The organism is Micromonospora sp. NBC_01796 (genome assembly GCF_035917455.1).
GTDB lineage: Bacteria > Actinomycetota > Actinomycetes > Mycobacteriales > Micromonosporaceae > Micromonospora_G.
Genome location: NZ_CP109078.1, coordinates 7,123,471 through 7,139,755 on the forward strand (window position 1 = coordinate 7,123,471; position 16,285 = coordinate 7,139,755).

Below are 16,285 nucleotides of genomic sequence, written 5' to 3' on the forward strand. Positions count from 1 at the left end.
GGGCAACCCTTTCCCGTCCGGGCGGGCTTCCGGATCGCCACGGTTCAGCGGTCGAGCAGGAAGGCCTGTCGTTCGTCCGGGGTGAAGGCCCGCGCCTGCCTGGTCGCGGCGGCGGCGAGGACCCGGTCGACCGGACCGCAGACGTCGCAGTCCCAGGTGCGGACCGATCCGTCCGAGTGGACCGTCGCCGCACGCCCACCGTCGGGGCTGAACGCGAAACCGAGCGGTCCCGGTCCGAGCGGGTGCAGGGTGACCGGCTCGGTGGCGCCGGCATCCGCGGCCCAGAGCTGGATTCCGGTCAGTTCACCGCCGCCGAGCAGTGCCAGGTGGCGACCGTCCGGGGTGTAGGTCAGCCGGGTGGTGGCCGCACCCTGCCCGGCGGCGGCCAGCAGGGTCGCCGCGCCGCCGTCCACCGGCCAGATCCGGATGGTGCTGTCCAGGCCGAGACTGGCGGCACTGCCACCGCCCGGGCGGTACGACACCGAGGTCACCGCCCCGTCATGCCGGCCGAGGGCCACCGCCCCGGTGGTGCCGGCGCTCGCCGGTCGGATCGACACGGTCCCGTCCTCGGCCCCGGTCACCACGTGCCGTCCGTCCGGGGCGAACGCGCCAACGGAGCCGGCGGGACCCAGCGGTACCGCGTGCGGCGTACCGCTCTCGATCCCGTCCCAGACCCGTACGCCGCCCGGTCCGCTGGTCAGCAGCCGGTGGCTGTCCGGGCCGAAGACCAGCCGGCTCGATCCGGCGGCGTCGAAGGTGGCGGTCGGCGTACCGGTCGGCCAGGCCCAGATCCGTACGGTCCCGGCCGAGTCGAGGGTGGCCAGGTGGGTGCCGTCGGGGGCGAACGCCACCTCCAGCACCATCCCGGAGTGTCCGGGCAGGGTTGTCGTCGAGGTGGGCTCGGCCGCGACCGTGGTGTCGCCGGTCAGGGGCGACGCGACGGTGGTGATCCGGACCAGTCCGTCGTCGATGCCGCCGGTGGCGAGGTGGCGGCCGTCGGGGCTGAACCGGGCCACGTGCACCAGGTCCCCGTGCGGGTGGGTGACGTCCGGGTGGAACGGCCCGTCGATGTCCCAGGACCGGACCGTGCCGTCCTCGCCGACGCTGACCAGGTGTCCGTCCGACCCGACGGTGGCGGCCCGGACCGCGCCGGCGTGGCCGCGCAGCGGGAGCGGGTCACCGGGCACGGTGGTGTCCCAGAACCCGAGCACGCCGTACCCGTTGGTGGTGATCAGCCGCTGCCCGTCCGGGCTGAACGTCGCCGGGGTCACCCCGCGCAGCCGCCCCAGCACGGTCGGCTCCCCGTCGCCGGATGCCGCCCAGATCCGCAGCGTGCCGGCCTGGCCACCGGCCACCCGGGTCCCGTCCGGGCTGAACAGCAACTCGTCGGTGTCGACGGAGTCGACCAACTCGACCGGGGGCCGGCCGGGCTCGGTGAGGTCCCAGATCCGGGCGGGTGACAACCCGGTGCCGGCGGCCAGCCGTCGCCCGTCGGCGGACCAGGCCAGCGTGAAGACGCCACCACGACCGCCGTACGGCATCACCCGGGGTGCGGCGGGAGTGCCGGACAGGTCCCACAGCCGTACGGTCCCGTCCGCGTCCCCGCTGGCCAGGTACCGGGCGTCGGGGCTGAACCGGACGTCGCGTACCGGGCCGGTGTGGCCGGGCAGCAGGACCGGTCCCCGGTCGGGCGCCGAGCTGTCCCAGATCCGGACCACCGGTTCGTTGTACGAGGCGGCCACCCACCGGCCGTCGCCGCTGATCGCCACCGTGCGCAGGTCCGTGCCGGGATCGGGCAGCGCCGGGGCGAGACCGGGGGAGGAGTCGGTGGCGTGCCAGACCCGTACGGTGCCGTCGGGGGTGCCGGCGACCGCGTGGCGGCCGTCCGGGGTCAGCGCCGCGGCCCGGTTGCGCGGCCCGAACACCGACCGGACCGACAGCTCCCGCCAGTTCAGGGTGGCCTGCCGGAGTACGGTCTCGGCCCGGACGTCCGGCCGGAACCGGTACGCCTCCCGCGCCAGCAGGAAGGCCAGTTGCGGGTCGCGTTCCATCTGCGCCCTGGCTCCGGCGACCAGTTGTCCGTGCAGGGCGTTGTCCCGCTGGTCGGCGGCGCGTCCGGCCTGGACGACCGCCAGCGACGCGAGCACGGTGACCACCGTGGCCACCCCGGCGAGGGTGCCGAGCGCCACCCGTGACCGCCGACGCCTCCTGGTGAGTCGTAACTCGTCGGCCCGCTGGCTGCCGGCGAGGAACTCCCGTTCGGCGCGGGTCAGGCTGCCCGGCTGGGCGTCCGCCCAGATCCGGGTCCGGGACAGGGCCAGCCCGCGTAGCAGCGCCCCAGGATCGTGTTCCAGCGACTGCCACACCGCTGCGGCCTGGGTGAGCTGGCGGTGGGTGCGTACGCCCTCGCGGTCCTCGTCGAGCCAGTCCCGCAGCCGGGGCCACGCGTCGAGCAGCGCCTCGTGGGCCACCCGGACCGACTGCCCGTCCACGGTGACCAGCCGGGCGCCCGCGAGTCGCTCCAGTACGGACGCGGTGACCGGGTCGGCGTCGTCGAGTTCGTCGCGCGCCAACCGGCGGCTGGTCACCGGCTCGTCCCCGGTGCCGACCTCCACCATCCGCAGCAGCACCTGCCGGGCCGCCCGACGCTGGTCGGTGTCGAACTCCTGCCAGACCCGCTCGGCGGTCTGTGCGACGGCGCCGTCCATCCCGCCCGCCGCCTCGTACCCTGCCAGGGTCACGGCGTTGCCCCGGCGTCGCCACCACGCCTCCAGCAGGGCGTGCGACGCCATCGGCAGGGCACCGGCCCGCCCGGCCACCTGCGCGACGATGGTCGAGACCAGGGCGCCCTCGACCATCGCGCCGGCCCGCTCGGCCGGTCGGACCACCGCGTCGCGGACCTGCGGCGGCGTCATCGGCCCGAGCAGGACCTGTGCCTGTGTCAGCGCCGCCGGCAGGTCCGGCAACTCGGCGCACCGGCCGTAGAAGTCGGCCCGGACGCCGAGGACCACCCGCAGCCGGCTGTCCGGTGCCCGTGTCGCGGCCAGCAGTGCGGCCACGAAGTGCTCCCGCGCCGCGCCGTCCCGGCACAACGTGAAGACCTCTTCGAACTGGTCCACGACCAGCCACAACTCCGGGTCGGCCGGCTCCCCGCCGACGGCCTGCCGGATCGCCAGGTGCAGGTGCGCCGGGTCGGTGGCCAGGTCCGTACGCAACGCACCCGCCGGCACGCCGGTCATCCGGGCCAGCCGGACCGCCAACTCGCCCACCGGGTCCGCCCCGGGCGTCAGGACCAGCACCACCACCGGCGGGGTCGGTCCCGTGGCCGGTTCCGGACCCGCCGACGGTTCCGGCTTCGGCGTACGTCCAGCGAGGGCCGCCGGTACCAGTCCCGCCCGCAGCAGGGACGACTTGCCGCTGCCGGAGGCCCCGAACACCGCCACCAGCCGCGCCCGGGTCAACCGCCGAAGCAGGTCGTCGACCAGGTCCTCGCGCCCGAAGAACCACTCGGCGCGCTCCGGCCCGTACGCCGCCAGTCCCTGGTACGGCACCTCCTGCTCGATCCCGTCCGGGTCGGGTGACACGCCACCGGCGACGGTTCCGGGTGCTGCCGACCGGGCGGCGCGGCGCCACCGCTCCTCCCACTCCGGACCGTTCCCGCCGCACCCCGCGACGTACGCGAGGGTGACCGCGAGCGTCGGCAGCCGCCTGCCCCCGGCGGCCTCGGACAGGGTGGTGGCGGAGAAGTGCGCCCGCCGGGCCAGTTCCCGGTAGCCCGGCCGGCCGGCCTTCTCCCGCAGCAGGCGCAGCCCGGCCGCGAACTCCATGATCTCCGGGTCGCCCGGACCCAGCTCACCCTCAGGCCGTGGCACCCAGCCCTCCAAGGTCCATTTCGGTCCGTCTTGTCCGCAGTTGATTGTCCGGCCCGCCGACCCGAAGCCGGACAACGAGTCGGCGACTAGACATCGATGCAGCGGGTTCCGAACGGTGCCCGCCGTAACAATCAACGAGGGGGAACCCGGGATGTCCAAGATCTTTACCAGGGGCAGGCGCCGCGCCCTGACCAGCACGATCGGCGTACTCATGGGCCTGACCGCCGTTGTCGCGGGCCCGGCGGCGGCCCGACCGGCACCGGCGGACCGGGCGGCGGTCGCCGCGTCCGTGGTGCGATTCAACGCCATCTGGGAACCGGGCGGCGACGGCCGGCCCACGGCACACACCCACACCGCAGGCCAGCTTCTCCAGCGCAACTGGGCGCAGGGACTGCGGGCCTGGCGGATCAACCGCTACCCGCACAACGGCACGTTCCTCTACGACGCGATCTGGAAGCCGGGCACCGACGGCCGCCGGTTCGTGGTGGACTGGACGCCGGCGGCGTTCCGGGCCGAGGACACCCGGATGCGGGCCCAGGGCTACCGGTTGATCCAGGCGAGCGGCGTGAAGCAACCCAACGCGTTCTCCGACGACGTCCGCTACGTCGGCATCTGGATGCCGGGTACGGACATCCGGCCGACGATCCTCGGCGCGACCTGGGACGAGATGATCCAGGCGAACTCCAACAGCTGGGCGATCGGCTACCGGATCAAGTACCTGAACGTCTACCGGACCATCGGCGGCGGCCTGCGCTACGACGCGATCTGGGAGCCGGGCAGCGACGGGCGGCCGTCCGTGACCGCCTGGACCTTCCCGGAGCTGATGGCGAAGAACGCGGAGCTGTGGGCGGCCGGCTACCGGATGACGGTGGTCCAGCCGTACCTGAACTTCAACTGAGTCGACCGGTGCGGCGGGCGTCGACGCCCGCCGCACCGGCGCCGCGGCCGGGTCACCACCGGCCGCGGCGCAACGTCCGGGTCACGTGCTGGCTCGTTGGGACCTGGAGATCGCCGATCACCGAGGGGGAGCCGTGTACGTCTTCGGCATGGCCGCCCGATGACCGGTGCCGGGGAGTCCGGTGTGCTGCGCAGCGCGGAGAGTTCGCAGCGGGCCACGTTTCTGGAACTCTTCTTCGACCTGGTCTTCGTGTTCGCGCTGACCCGGATCTCGCAACGGCTGATCACCGACTTCACCGACGAGCGGCGGATCCTGCTCGGCGAGGCCGGTCAGACGCTGCTGCTCTTCCTGGCCCTCTGGCTGGTCTGGTCGTTCACCGCGCTGGTCACCAGCCGGCTGGAGCCCGACCAGCCGCTGATCCAGCTCATGGTGGTCGGGACCATGTTCGGCGCGCTGGTGATGGCGGTCGCGGTGCCGGAGGGCTTCGGCGAGCGGGCCGCCGTCTTCGCCGGTGCCTACGTTGCGATCCAGGTCGGCCGTACCCTCTTCCTCCTGGCGATCAACCGGAGCGAGTGGGAGGTCGGCGCCCGGCTGCTCTTCTGGCTCGGGCTCAGCATGGTGCCGTGGCTGCTCGGTGCCGCGGTCGGGCAGCCCTGGTTGCGTGGCCTGCTGTGGACCGTGGCGGTGCTGCTCGACTACGGCGGGGTGATACTGGACTGGCCCACCCCGAAGCTGGGCCGGGTGCGTACTGCGGAGGTGCCGATCGCCGGCGAGCACCTGGCCGAGCGCTACCAGCAGTTCCTCCTGGTCACCCTGGGCGAGTCGATCCTGGTGATCGGCCTGACCTTCAGTGGTTCGAGCTTCGCCCCGGACCGGACCACCGCGTTCCTGGTGTCCCTCCTGACCACCGTGCTGCTCTGGCGGGTCTACTTCCACCAGGCCGGACACTTGCTGCCGTTGGCCATAACCGTCGCCGGCCGGCAGCTCCGGTTCGGGGTGTCGATGTCCTTCTCACACCTGTTCATGGTGGCCGGCATCGTGCTCACCGCGGTCGGCTACGAGCTGTCCATCGCCCACCCGCTCGGGCACGCCACGCCGGTCTGGCTGTACGCGATCCTGGGCGGACCGGCGCTGTTCCTGGTCGGCCGGGCACTGTTCGAGTATCAGGTGTTCGCCCGGGTGTCCCGGTCCCGGACCGCCGGATTCGTGCTGCTGGGCCTGCTGGCGTTGGCGCTGGTGCACACCCCACCGCTGGTCGCCGGCGCCGCCGCGGCGGCCGTACTGGCCGGGGTGGCGGTCGCCGACGCGCTCCGAGCCCGCAGAACCGGTCCCGAACGACCGAGGCCCCCCACCTGAACACCCCCGTGCACCGGGTTCACGCCCGGTCCAGCCGGTACAGCGTCGCGACGGCGGTCAGGCTGTAGGCGACGTACGGCAGGGCGTCCTCGAACCAGCCCTGTGCCCCCCACCGCCGGGGGTTCGTCACACCCATCGCCGCCATCGGGCCGTCGGCCACCAGCATTCCGCCGAGTCCGATCAGTCCCGCCGCCACCGCCGGCGGCGGACGCCGTCCCCCGGTGAGGGTGGCGAAGAGGGCCACCGTCAGCACCCCGTTGGCGAATCCGAGCAGCGGACCCAGGCCGGCGCGCCGCTTCGCGGCCGGTTCCTCCGGGCCGAGACTGAGGTGGGCCCTGGCCACGAGCCGATGCACCATCCGTTCGTGGCTGTTGCTCATCGGGCGCGCCCGGATCACCACGTCCAGGTTGCTGACCAGCTCACGGGCCAGGGTGGCGGCCGCGCCGGCCAGGATGCCGTTCGCCAGGTCGGTCAGCGGGTGCCCCGGGTGGCGCGACATGAGATCCCCTCAGCTCCGGTCTCTGCTCGGCTCGCCGCGAGTCGCGGCTCCGGCCGCTTACCCGTCCTGTTCGGCCGCATTCCTCGCGGAGGTGAGGGACGGGGCGTCACACCGGTGCGGTGGCGGGTGTCCGGTTCCGTGCCCGTACGCGGATCAGCCAGTGCAGGGCGACCAGGGGTACGACGCCGACCGGGTACCAGGCCAGATCGGTCGGGTCGAACTGCACACCCAGCACGAACCGGGCCAGCAGGCTGCGCGCCGAGAGCGCCGCCGGTACGGGAGTCAACTGTGCGACCTCGACCAGCCAGCAGAATCCGGTGGTGATCCCACCGGCCACGAGCGGGGTGACGGGCGGCCACAGGAACACCACCGTCGCGTAGACGATCGACGCGTACAGGGCGGTGCCGGAGTACTGCTCCAGGGCACCGCCGGAGAACGCGCGGATGGCGAGGGCGACGACCAGGAAGACAACCGCCGACGCGGAGGTCACCAGCCGGACCCACCACGGGTTGAGCGACACCGGCAGATCGTAGCGGGGCGACCGTCCGACCCCGCCCCGTCGGGGGGATGACCAGCGGGGCGTAAAGCGCTGGGCGGGTGGCCCCGCCCGGCGGTACAGTCGGGGCGTGGAGATCACCCGTGGGTATACCGCCGCAACCGCGCGAGCTACCAGCTCGTCGGTTGCCGCCGCCTGATCTTCCCATTCCCCGCCGGCGACCGGAAACGGTCCGCCGGCGCATCGGTTCATCGCAGGACATCCCGCGTCGGTAGTCCCTTTCCGGTCGTCATGACCCGAAAGGCCACTGCCATGACACCGGACCGGATCGTCCGCACCTTCGTCGACTACTACCGGGAGCGGGGACACCTGTTGGTCCCCGACACCTCGCTGATCCCGCCGCCGGGTGATCCGGTGCTCTTCACCACCTCCGGCATGCATCCGCTGACCCCGTACCTGGAGGGACGCCCGCATCCGCTCGGGCGGCGTCTGGTGAACCGCCAGCGCTGCCTGCGTACCACCGACCTGGACGAGGTCGGGGATCACACCCACCTGACCGTGTTCGAGATGCTGGGGTCGTGGTCACTCGGCGACTACGGCGGCTCGCAGAGCCTGCGCTGGGGCTACGACCTGCTGCGGGAGGGATTCGGCGTCGACCGGGACCGGCTGCACGTGACCGTGTTCGGCGGCGACGACCTCGTCGGGCCGGACACCACCTCGCTGGAGACCTGGGGCGACCTCGGCGTACCGGTCGAGTTGACCAGGGAGGAGAACTGGTGGTCGAACGGGCCGACCGGACCCTGCGGGCCCGACTCGGAGATATTCGTCTGGACCGGACAGACCCCACCGGAGGGCACGCCGGGCACCGACGACCGCTGGATGGAGGTCTGGAACCACGTCGGGATGCGCTACCACCGTCACGACGACGGCCGCCTCGAACCGCTGCGGCAGCCCAACATCGACACCGGGATGGGACTGGAGCGGATGGAGATGGTGCTGACCGGCGGACGTTCGGTGTTCGAGGGCGACGGCTTCGAGCCGTGGGTGCGTACCGTCTCCGGGCTGTGGGGGCAGGAGGGGGAGTCGCTGCGTCGGGTCTGCGACCACCTGCGGTCCTGCGTCGTGGTCGTCGGTGACGGCGTACGACCGTCGAACACCGGCCGGGGGTACGTCCTGCGCCGGCTGGTCCGCCGGGTGCTCACCACACTCTGGCGGGACGACCCCTCGCGGAGCCTGTCCGACCTGCCCCCGGATCCGTTCCTGCACACCGTGGACCGGTTCCGGCAACCGGTGGACGTTCATGACCTGCGCGACCTGCTCTCCGAGGAGGAGCGTCGGTTCCGGGACCTGCTCCTGCGGGGACGTCCGCTGGTGTCCCGTACCAGGTCCCGTGGCCCGTTGACCGAGGAGGACTACCACTACCTGCACGACACCCACGGGTTGCCGCGCGAGCTGGTCGACGGCCTGCTGGGCGAGGCGGTCTGACGGATCCCGGACCGGAACACGTGTACGCAACGCAGCGGGTCGGGGCACGTTGCGTTGCGTCCCGAACTGATTGCCGACGGAGTCTGGACACTGTGGATTCCCCACGCCCGGCGTCGCCTAGCGTCGGGGCATGGCACATGAAGAGCCGCTGGCACAGTTCGCGGCCCGGTTGCGCGACCTGCGCGCGGAATGCGGCGGACCGTCGGTGCGGGACCTGGCGGAGTACATGAAGGAGGCCGGCCGGCCGTTTCCCCGGTCGACGATCAGTGACAAGCTCGCCGGTGTCTCCAAGCCGTCGTGGGAGTTCGTCGAGGCGTACGTGCGCACCTGTGCCCGCCTCGGCGGTCGCCCCGCCGACCTCGACGACTGGCGGTCGTCGTACCGCAGGCTCTTGCAGGAGCTGGCGCGGCGACGCTCCGGGCACCGGCAGGCGGTCGCCGCCCACCTGGAACTGACCGCGACCGGCCCGGCGGCGCGTGCGGTGCCGGGCCTGGTCCCGGCGGCGGACCCGCCGCGTCAGCTGCCCGGCGACATCCCGGCCTTCACCGGCCGGGAGGCCGAGTCCGCCGCCCTGGACGACCTGCTGACCACGGCGGCCTCCGCCGGAGCGGTCGCGGTCGTCTCGGGTACGGCGGGAGTCGGCAAGACCGCGCTCGCGGTGCACTGGGCGCACCGGGTGGCCGCCGCGTTCCCCGACGGGCAGCTCTACCTCGACCTGCGCGGGTACGACGTGGACGCGCCGGTCACCCCGGTCCGCGCGCTGGAGGGTTTCCTGCACGCGCTCGACGGCAACCGGGCCCAGCCGTGGGGTGGGGTGGACGAGCTCGCGGCCCGGTTCCGGTCCCTGGTGGCAGGCCGGCGGATGCTGCTGGTGCTGGACAACGCGAACTCGGTCGACCAGGTACGCCCGTTGCTGCCCGGCACGGCGTCCTGCTTCGTGCTGGTGACCAGCCGCGACCGGTTGACCGCCCTGGCCGTCCGGCACGGCGCGCGGCGGGTGGCACTGGACCGGTTGCCGCTGGACGAGTCGCTGCGCCTGCTGGGGGCGCTCGTCGGACCGCGGGTCACGACCGACCCGGAGTCGGCCGCCGTACTCGCCCGAAGGTGCGCCCAGCTCCCGCTGGCCCTGCGGATCGCCGGTGACCTGGCCGCCGCCCGCCCGACCGCACCGCTGGCGGTCCTTGCCGCGGACCTTGCCGACGAGCAGCACCGGCTCGACCTGCTCGACGCGGGCGGCGACGAACGTACCGACGTCCGGGCGGTCTTCTCCTGGTCGTACCGGCGGCTGGATCCGTCGGCGATGCGCCTGTTCCGTCTGCTCGCCCTGCATCCTGGTGACTTCGACCGCTACGCCGCCGCGGCGCTCGCCGGACTGCACCCGGCACAGTTGCACCGGCCACTGGAGACACTGCTGCGCACCCACCTGGTCCAGCGGGTGGACGGGGACCGGATGGAGTTGCACGACCTGCTCCGCGCCTACGCCAACGAACTGCTCCGCGACGACGAGCGCCGGCGGGTCGACGTCCTGGTCGACTACTACCGGCACGCCGCCGTCGCCGCGCTGGACGTGGCGTCACCCGACGACCGGTACGACTGGCTCACCCGTGGCGGATATCCCGGCACGCTGCCACCGTTCGCCGATCCGGACGCCGCCCGGCGCTGGCTGGACGCGGAACGGCCGAACCTGATGGCGGTGACGGACTACGCCCACCGGCACGACCGGTGGGACGAGACCAAGCAACTGTCGGCGATGCTCTGGCGCTACCTCGACCTCGAACCGGCGACCGACGGCGAGCACCTGCTGCTGTCCTATTCGACGTAGGCAGCGAACGGGTTGTCAGAGCGCGGCGGCGTAGGCGGCGGCGAGGCGTTCCGTGGCGCTGGGACCGTCCCGTTCCGGTGCCGGTTCGGCGAGGTGGGTGGTCCGCAGCTCGGCCATGAAGTCGCGCCACAGCTCCGGCCCACCCGCCGCGAGCAGTTCCGTCCGTACCCGCAGTCGTGGTGTGGTCGGGCGGTGGTGCAGACCCCACTCGCCGAGCTGGGCGAAGACGGGCACCAACTGGATCGACGCCTCGGTCAGGCTGTACGCCGCCCGCCGCCCCGGCCCCGCGTCCGCACGGGTCAACAGGCCGGCGTTCACCAGCCGTTTCAGTCGGTCGGCCAGGATGTTGGAGGCGATTCCCTCCTCGGACCCGGCCAGCAGCTCCCGGAAGTAGCGCCGGTTGCCGAACATCACGTCCCGCAGTACCAGCAGGCTCCAGCCGTCGCCGAACGCCTCGACGGCGGCATTGATCGGGCAACCCGAACGCGGCGGCTTCGCCAATTCGTACTCACCTCCGAACCGGTTGCAACCTACCACCGGATGGTTCGACGTCCGGCTGCCGATCGCGAAGCGGATGTTCGGCGTCAGGCGAGCGGACGGACGATGTCCCGGGCATGGTCGACCACGGCCGCACCCACCACGGTCGCCTCCAGCGGCAGCACCTCCAGGCATCGCCGCACGGCCGCGGCCATCAGCGAGTTCGGTACGCGCATCGACAGGGTGCAGTGCGGCACCCACCGGCCCGGCTGGTAGTGGTCGGCCAGGTCCACCCCGGCCCCGGTCAGCCGGGCGTGCACCTCGGCGTGGTGAGCCAGCATCTCCGGGGTCGGTGTCGGCCCGAGCCACAGCACCCGTCCCAGGAACTGCCCGGAGTGCTGGAAGGACATCCGCAGCGGTGCCGCCACGACCATCCCGGTCAGGGCTTCGGCCACCCGTACCGGGTCGAGACGCGGCGCCACCGCGAGCGAGACGTGCGGGCGGTGCCGCTGGCCGAGCAGCGACCGCATGCTCTGCACACCCTCGGACTCCAGCGCGTCCCACAGCACCCGGATCCGCCGGGTGGCGTCCGGATCCAGATACAGTTCGAGCGCCGCGACCACCTGATCACGATAGTGGTCCACGATCGCCCCCGAGGATCAGGTGCGGTTGCCGGCCGTACGCCGGGCCTTCGACCGCCTGCCTCGCGGCCGACGGGGACTGCCTGCGGGTTGCCGCTGCCGGGCCAGTTCGGCCTCCAGGGCGTTCAACGCGGTCCGCAGCTCGCGTAGCCGTTCGCCGACGAGTTGCGCACTCTCCGGTGGATCCGGAACCGGTGGGGGAGGGGGAGGCGCCTGCTGCTCGGGGACCGTCCGGGCGGCCGGCTGCTCGGCCTGGTGGGCCTCCTCCAGCGCCTTGAGCACGATGCCGATCAGCAGGTTCGTGAGCAGGTACGACGCCACGATGATGTACGAGGTGTAGTAGGGGATGCTCCACTCGGAGACGAGCCGTCCGGTCTCCAGTGCGTCGGTGATCCCGTCCAGCGACAGCAGCAGGAACAGGGTGAGCATCGCCCGCCCGACGGTGCCGTACCGGTCCGGGTAGGCGTCCCCGAAGGTCATCCAGCCGACCATCGCGTAGAGGTAGACGGTCAGCGTCGCGATCAGCAGGAAGCTCCCCAGGCCGGGCAGGCTGCGCAGGACGCCACCGATGATCATTCGTAGGCTGGGGAAGAGGCGTACCGCCCGGACGACCCGGGCCAGCCGGAACAGCCGCAGCAGGGTGACGTTCTCCCGTACGCCGGGCAGCAGCGGGGCGCAGACGACCAGGAGGTCGAAGACGTTCCACCCGTCGCGGAAGAAGGTGCGCGGGGTGGCGAGATGCGCGCCGAACCGCAGACCCAGTTCGATCGTGAAGCAGGCGAGGCAGGCGTACTCGACCGCGAGCAGGGCGCCGCCGGCCCGGTCCAGGGCCTTGTCGTACGTCTCGACACCGAGCACGACCGCGTTGACGATGATCACGCCGAAGGCGACGGCGTTGAACCAGTCCGCGCCCACCACCCGCCCACACCAGCTCGTCACTCGTGATCTGACGGCCGCCGGTACCTCGTTCACGCCGAGCACACTCCCCTGTGGATCAACCTGTCGCGGGGCAGCCTACGGGCGTACGATCCGACGCCGCGCACGCCGTCCGGCCGTAGGGCGATCCTCGGGTGGACCGGTGCTCCCGGTCACGGCCCCGCGGTGGACGCGGCCCTGTCGGACCTCTGCAGGGCGTGCACCGGCGGTACCGGTGGCCTGGACGGCGGCGGTTGTTGCACCGTTCGGGCCACCTTCGCCCGCACCTGCTCGGCGTCGGGATGGCCGAGCGCGTCGAGGATGTCGAGGGCCGCGAGCCAACTGGTCCGGGCGGCTTCCGGATCGCCCGCGGCCCGGTGGCTGTCGCCGATGTGGGTGAGGGTGTCGGCCTCGTAGTAGCGGTCCCCGACGTCGCGGAACAGGTCGACCGCCCGGCGGTAACACGCGATGGCCTGCCGGTGGTTGCCGAGATGGTGGTGGGCGTAACCGAGGCTGTCCCAGGTGTTCGCCTCACCGAACCGGTCGCCGACCCGGCGCAGCAGGACGAGCGCGCGTTCGCAGTGGTGCAGGGCCTGCCCGTGGTCGTGCAGTTGGGCGTACTGCCACCCGACCGAGTTGAGCGCGCGGGCCAGCATGGCGAGGTCCCCGAGGGTTTCGAACCGGGCGAGCGCCCGCTGGGCGTGGGCGAGTCCCCGCCGGTGGCTGCCCTGCCGGGACAGGACCCAGGCGATGCTCCGGTCGGTGTGCGCCTGCCCGGCCAGGTCACCGAGTTCGTCGTACAGGCCCGCCGCGAGGCGCAGATGGGCATGTGCGTCGGCGAACCGGCCCAGTTGTGCGCGGGCCCGCCCGAGACCGCAGTGCACGCTCGCGGCCGCCCGGTGGTCGGCCAGCCGCTGGGTGGCGGCGAGCGCGGTCTCCTGGGTGGCCGCCCAGTCCCGCCAGTGCCCCTTGCGGTCCAGGAAGTCGGCCATCGTCCAGGCCAGCCGCCACACGTGGCCGTGCAGGCCCTCGTCGGCGGCCCGCGCGACCGTGTTGAGCAGCACCAGGTGTTCGGCGGTGAACCAGACCATCGCGGAGTCGGCGTCCGGGCTCGTCACCGCCGTGACGCCGGGGCGGGCGGGTTCCAGGTCGATCAGGTCCCGGAACGGCTGCAACAGCCGGGCATGGGCGTACGCCGAGTGCAGGTAGTGGTCGAGCAGCCGGTGCGTCGCCGCCCGCCGCTCGGCCTCGCTGTCGACCTCGCTGGCCAGCTCGGTGGCGTACGAGCGCAGCAGGTCGTGGAAGCCGAACCGGCCGGCCGTGTGCTCCATCAGCAGATGGGCACGGGCCAGCGTGGCCAGCAGGGCCCGTGCCTGCCGTGACGGCACACCGGCGAGGCTGGCTGCGGCAGGGGCCGAGACGTCCGGACCGGGATGCAGCCCGAGCAGCCGGAACAGTCGCCCGGCGTCCGGACTCAGCGCGCGGTAGGACCAGGAGAAGACACCGCGCACGTCGGTGGCCGGGTCGCCGCCGTCGAAGGCGTCCAGCGCCCCCGCCGCGTCACGCAGTTCGTCGGCGAGCGCGGACAGGGGGAAGCCGGGGCGGGTCGCGGCCCGGGAACTGGCGATCGCGAGGGTGAGCGGCAGCCCCGCGCAGCTCGCGATGATCTGGTCGACGGCGCCGGGCTCCTCGGCCACCCGTTCCGTCCCGAGCCGGCGGACGAGCAGGTCGCGGGCCTCGACCGTCGGTAGCGGATCGAGCGCGAGCGGGTACGCACCCTCGGTGGCGATCAGCGGCGTGAGCTGGTTCCGGCTGGTCACCAGCACGAGGCAGCCGGCGGAGCCGGGCAGCAGCGGGCGTACCTGGTCCGGGTCACGGGCGTTGTCCAGCACCACCAGGATCCGTCTGCCGGCCAGCAGGCTCCGGTACAGGGCGGCCTGCGGTGCCAGCCCGACGGGGATCCGTTCCACCGGCACCCCGAGCGCGTCGAGGAAGCCCCGGACCGCCTCGGCCGGGTCCATCACGGATCCGCCGGCGTCGAACCCGCGCAGGTTGACGTAGAGCTGGCCGTCCTCGAAGTGGCCGGCGACCCGGTGCGCCCAGTGCACGGCCAGGGTTGTCTTGCCCACGCCCGGAGTCCCCGACACGGCGGCGATGACCGGCGTCGGGGGACCGGTGGCGTCGAACCCGCCGAGCAGGCGGTCGAGCCGGCCGAGTTCGGCGGTACGGCCGGCGAAGGCGCGTACCGCGGGTGGAAGCTGGGCCGGGACCGATCCCCGCCCGACGCCGGACCCGGTCCGACCAACCGCGGTCGACCCGGCGCCCACCTCGATCGCGGCCGGCACCGGGTCGAGCGCCGGATCCTGGAGCAGGATCGCGTTCTCGAGGTCCCGCAGTGCCGGCCCCGGCTCGATGCCCAGGTCCTCGTCCAGCCGGTGCCGCAGCCGGCGGTACGTCGCCAGCGCGTCGGACTGCCGCCCGGCCCGGTAGAGGGCGAGCATGAGCTGCTCGTGGATGTGCTCGTCGAGATCGTGTTCCTGGCTCAGGACCTCCAGCTCCGGCACGAGCCGGGCGTGTTCGCCGAGCGCCAACCGGACGTCGGTGAGGGCCCGTACGGCCACCAGGCGGACCCGCTCCAACCGCTCGGCCTGCTCGTCCAGCCAAACCGGGCCGGTGACGTCCACCAGCGCCCGCCCGCGCCACAGGTCGAGGGCGGCCCGCAGGCAGGTGTCGGCGTGCGCATGGTCGGCGGACCTCGTGCCCTCGCGGATCAGGTGCTCGGCCGCGCCGACGTCGACCGCCTCGACCGGCAGGTCCAGCAGGTAACCCGGCCGCCGGGCCACGATCGGAGCCGGCGCGCCGATCGTACGGCGCAGGTACGACACGTGACTCTGCAGGCTGTTCAGCGCGGTCGCTGGTGCCCGGTCGCCCCAGACGACGTCGATGAGCCGGTCGGTGCTGACGATCTCGCCCGGATGCAGGGCGAGTACGGCGAGCACCGCCTTCCGTCGCAACCCGGAGAACGTACGCGGTGCACCGCCGACGGTCACGTCCACCGGCCCGAGCAGCCTGACGCGCATCTGGTCCCGCCCCCACCCCACCGGAAATATGGGCCCAGGCTATCGGCGGCGCAACCGGACCCGGGCGGCTCAGTCGGACACCGGACCATCGGCGGTTTCAGTGTCGCGTCAGCACCGTTGTGGAGCCCCCTGCGAGATTCGTGTCCAGCGTCGGCGACCCGCCGGCACGCGCCATTCCGGATCTCCACCCGATTTTCGGATCTCTTTCGCAGGGAAGGTCGTCATGCGTTTCCGTATCCCGATCGTGCTCGCCACCGCCCTCGTCGTACTGACGGGCGCGCTGGGCGCCGGCAGCGCCGCCGTCGCGGCCCCGGCCACCAAGCAGGGCGACGTCGGCACCAACGCCGTCACCAGGTACTGGATCTTCGTACACACCGCCAACATCCAGGACGCCGGCACCGACGCCACCGTCCGGATGAAGGTCTACGGCACGCTCGCCGATTCGCCCGGATATGTCAACCTCGACAACTCCGCCGACAACTTCGAGCGCAACAGCAACGACACCTTCGGGCCATTCTCATGGTTCGACATCGGGCGGCCCGACTTCATCGGCGTATACAAGGGCAGTAACGGATCCGAGTGGTACCCCGAATACGCGATGGTCTATTCGGAGGCCACCCGGATCTGGTACCAGTGCCCGATGAACGCGTACTACGGCGACGGCGAGGAAACCCGGTGGTTCGACTGCCCGTAGTGCGGGTTCCGAGCATCTGATCCTCATTCCGCACAGTCGATCGTGCCCCG

At 72.6% G+C, this 16,285-nt stretch carries 12 protein-coding genes; 5 read left to right on the forward strand and 7 right to left on the reverse strand.

The genetic code is table 11. The annotated features are described in order from the left end of the window. Nucleotides 1-44 precede the first annotated feature (44 nt). Nucleotides 45-3,872, reverse strand: coding sequence for an nSTAND1 domain-containing NTPase (locus tag OIE47_RS31655; RefSeq protein WP_326558194.1), 3,828 nt, complete (start codon nt 3,870-3,872; stop codon nt 45-47). A 151-nt stretch (nt 3,873-4,023) separates the two neighbouring features. On the opposite strand from OIE47_RS31655, the gene OIE47_RS31660 reads away from it, so the two are divergent. Then, a complete protein-coding gene (locus tag OIE47_RS31660; protein ID WP_326558195.1) occupies nt 4,024-4,770 on the forward strand; it encodes a hypothetical protein in 747 nt (248 codons plus the stop codon). 159 nt (nt 4,771-4,929) lie between these two features. Then, the gene (locus OIE47_RS31665) at nt 4,930-6,126 is read left to right on the forward strand and encodes a low temperature requirement protein A (RefSeq protein WP_326558196.1); all 1,197 of its coding nucleotides are present in this window, start codon (nt 4,930-4,932) and stop codon (nt 6,124-6,126) included. 19 nt (nt 6,127-6,145) lie between these two features. Here the strand turns inward: OIE47_RS31665 and OIE47_RS31670 are convergent, their stop codons facing one another. Together OIE47_RS31670 and OIE47_RS31675 are read right to left on the reverse strand one after the other, a co-directional pair. Beyond that, on the reverse strand, nt 6,146-6,625 hold the full coding sequence (locus OIE47_RS31670; protein ID WP_326558197.1) for a hypothetical protein: 480 nt from the start codon (nt 6,623-6,625) through the stop codon (nt 6,146-6,148). 106 nt (nt 6,626-6,731) lie between these two features. Then, nucleotides 6,732-7,145, reverse strand: coding sequence for a ribosomal maturation YjgA family protein (locus tag OIE47_RS31675; protein ID WP_326558198.1), 414 nt, complete (start codon nt 7,143-7,145; stop codon nt 6,732-6,734). A gap of 288 nt (nt 7,146-7,433) precedes the next feature. Here OIE47_RS31675 and OIE47_RS31680 point away from each other — a divergent pair, with 288 nt between their 5' ends. Next, complete coding sequence (locus tag OIE47_RS31680; RefSeq protein ID WP_326558199.1) at nt 7,434-8,606, forward strand: alanine--tRNA ligase-related protein; 1,173 nt, start codon at nt 7,434-7,436, stop codon at nt 8,604-8,606. Between the two features lie 130 nt (nt 8,607-8,736). Next, nucleotides 8,737-10,428 (forward strand): NB-ARC domain-containing protein, encoded by a 1,692-nt coding sequence (locus OIE47_RS31685; protein WP_326558200.1) that lies wholly within the window; start codon nt 8,737-8,739, stop codon nt 10,426-10,428. Nucleotides 10,429-10,443: 15 nt separating this feature from the next. On the opposite strand, the gene OIE47_RS31690 is transcribed toward OIE47_RS31685, so the two are convergent. The 4 genes from OIE47_RS31690 to OIE47_RS31705 form a co-directional block, all read right to left on the reverse strand. Then, on the reverse strand, nt 10,444-10,929 hold the full coding sequence (locus tag OIE47_RS31690; protein ID WP_326558201.1) for a winged helix-turn-helix transcriptional regulator: 486 nt from the start codon (nt 10,927-10,929) through the stop codon (nt 10,444-10,446). 83 nt (nt 10,930-11,012) lie between these two features. Then, nucleotides 11,013-11,528: a 2'-5' RNA ligase family protein gene (locus OIE47_RS31695; RefSeq protein ID WP_326558202.1), complete on the reverse strand. Its 516-nt coding sequence runs from the start codon at nt 11,526-11,528 to the stop codon at nt 11,013-11,015. Nucleotides 11,529-11,564: 36 nt separating this feature from the next. Continuing rightward, nucleotides 11,565-12,518, reverse strand: a complete 954-nt coding sequence (locus OIE47_RS31700) for an ion transporter (RefSeq protein WP_326558203.1) — start codon at nt 12,516-12,518, stop codon at nt 11,565-11,567. A gap of 116 nt (nt 12,519-12,634) precedes the next feature. Beyond that, on the reverse strand, nt 12,635-15,541 hold the full coding sequence (locus OIE47_RS31705) for an AfsR/SARP family transcriptional regulator (protein WP_326558204.1): 2,907 nt from the start codon (nt 15,539-15,541) through the stop codon (nt 12,635-12,637). Between the two features lie 223 nt (nt 15,542-15,764). Between OIE47_RS31705 and OIE47_RS31710 the strand changes: the two genes are divergently transcribed. Beyond that, nucleotides 15,765-16,235, forward strand: coding sequence for a PLAT/LH2 domain-containing protein (locus OIE47_RS31710; protein WP_326558205.1), 471 nt, complete (start codon nt 15,765-15,767; stop codon nt 16,233-16,235). Nucleotides 16,236-16,285 lie beyond the last annotated feature (50 nt).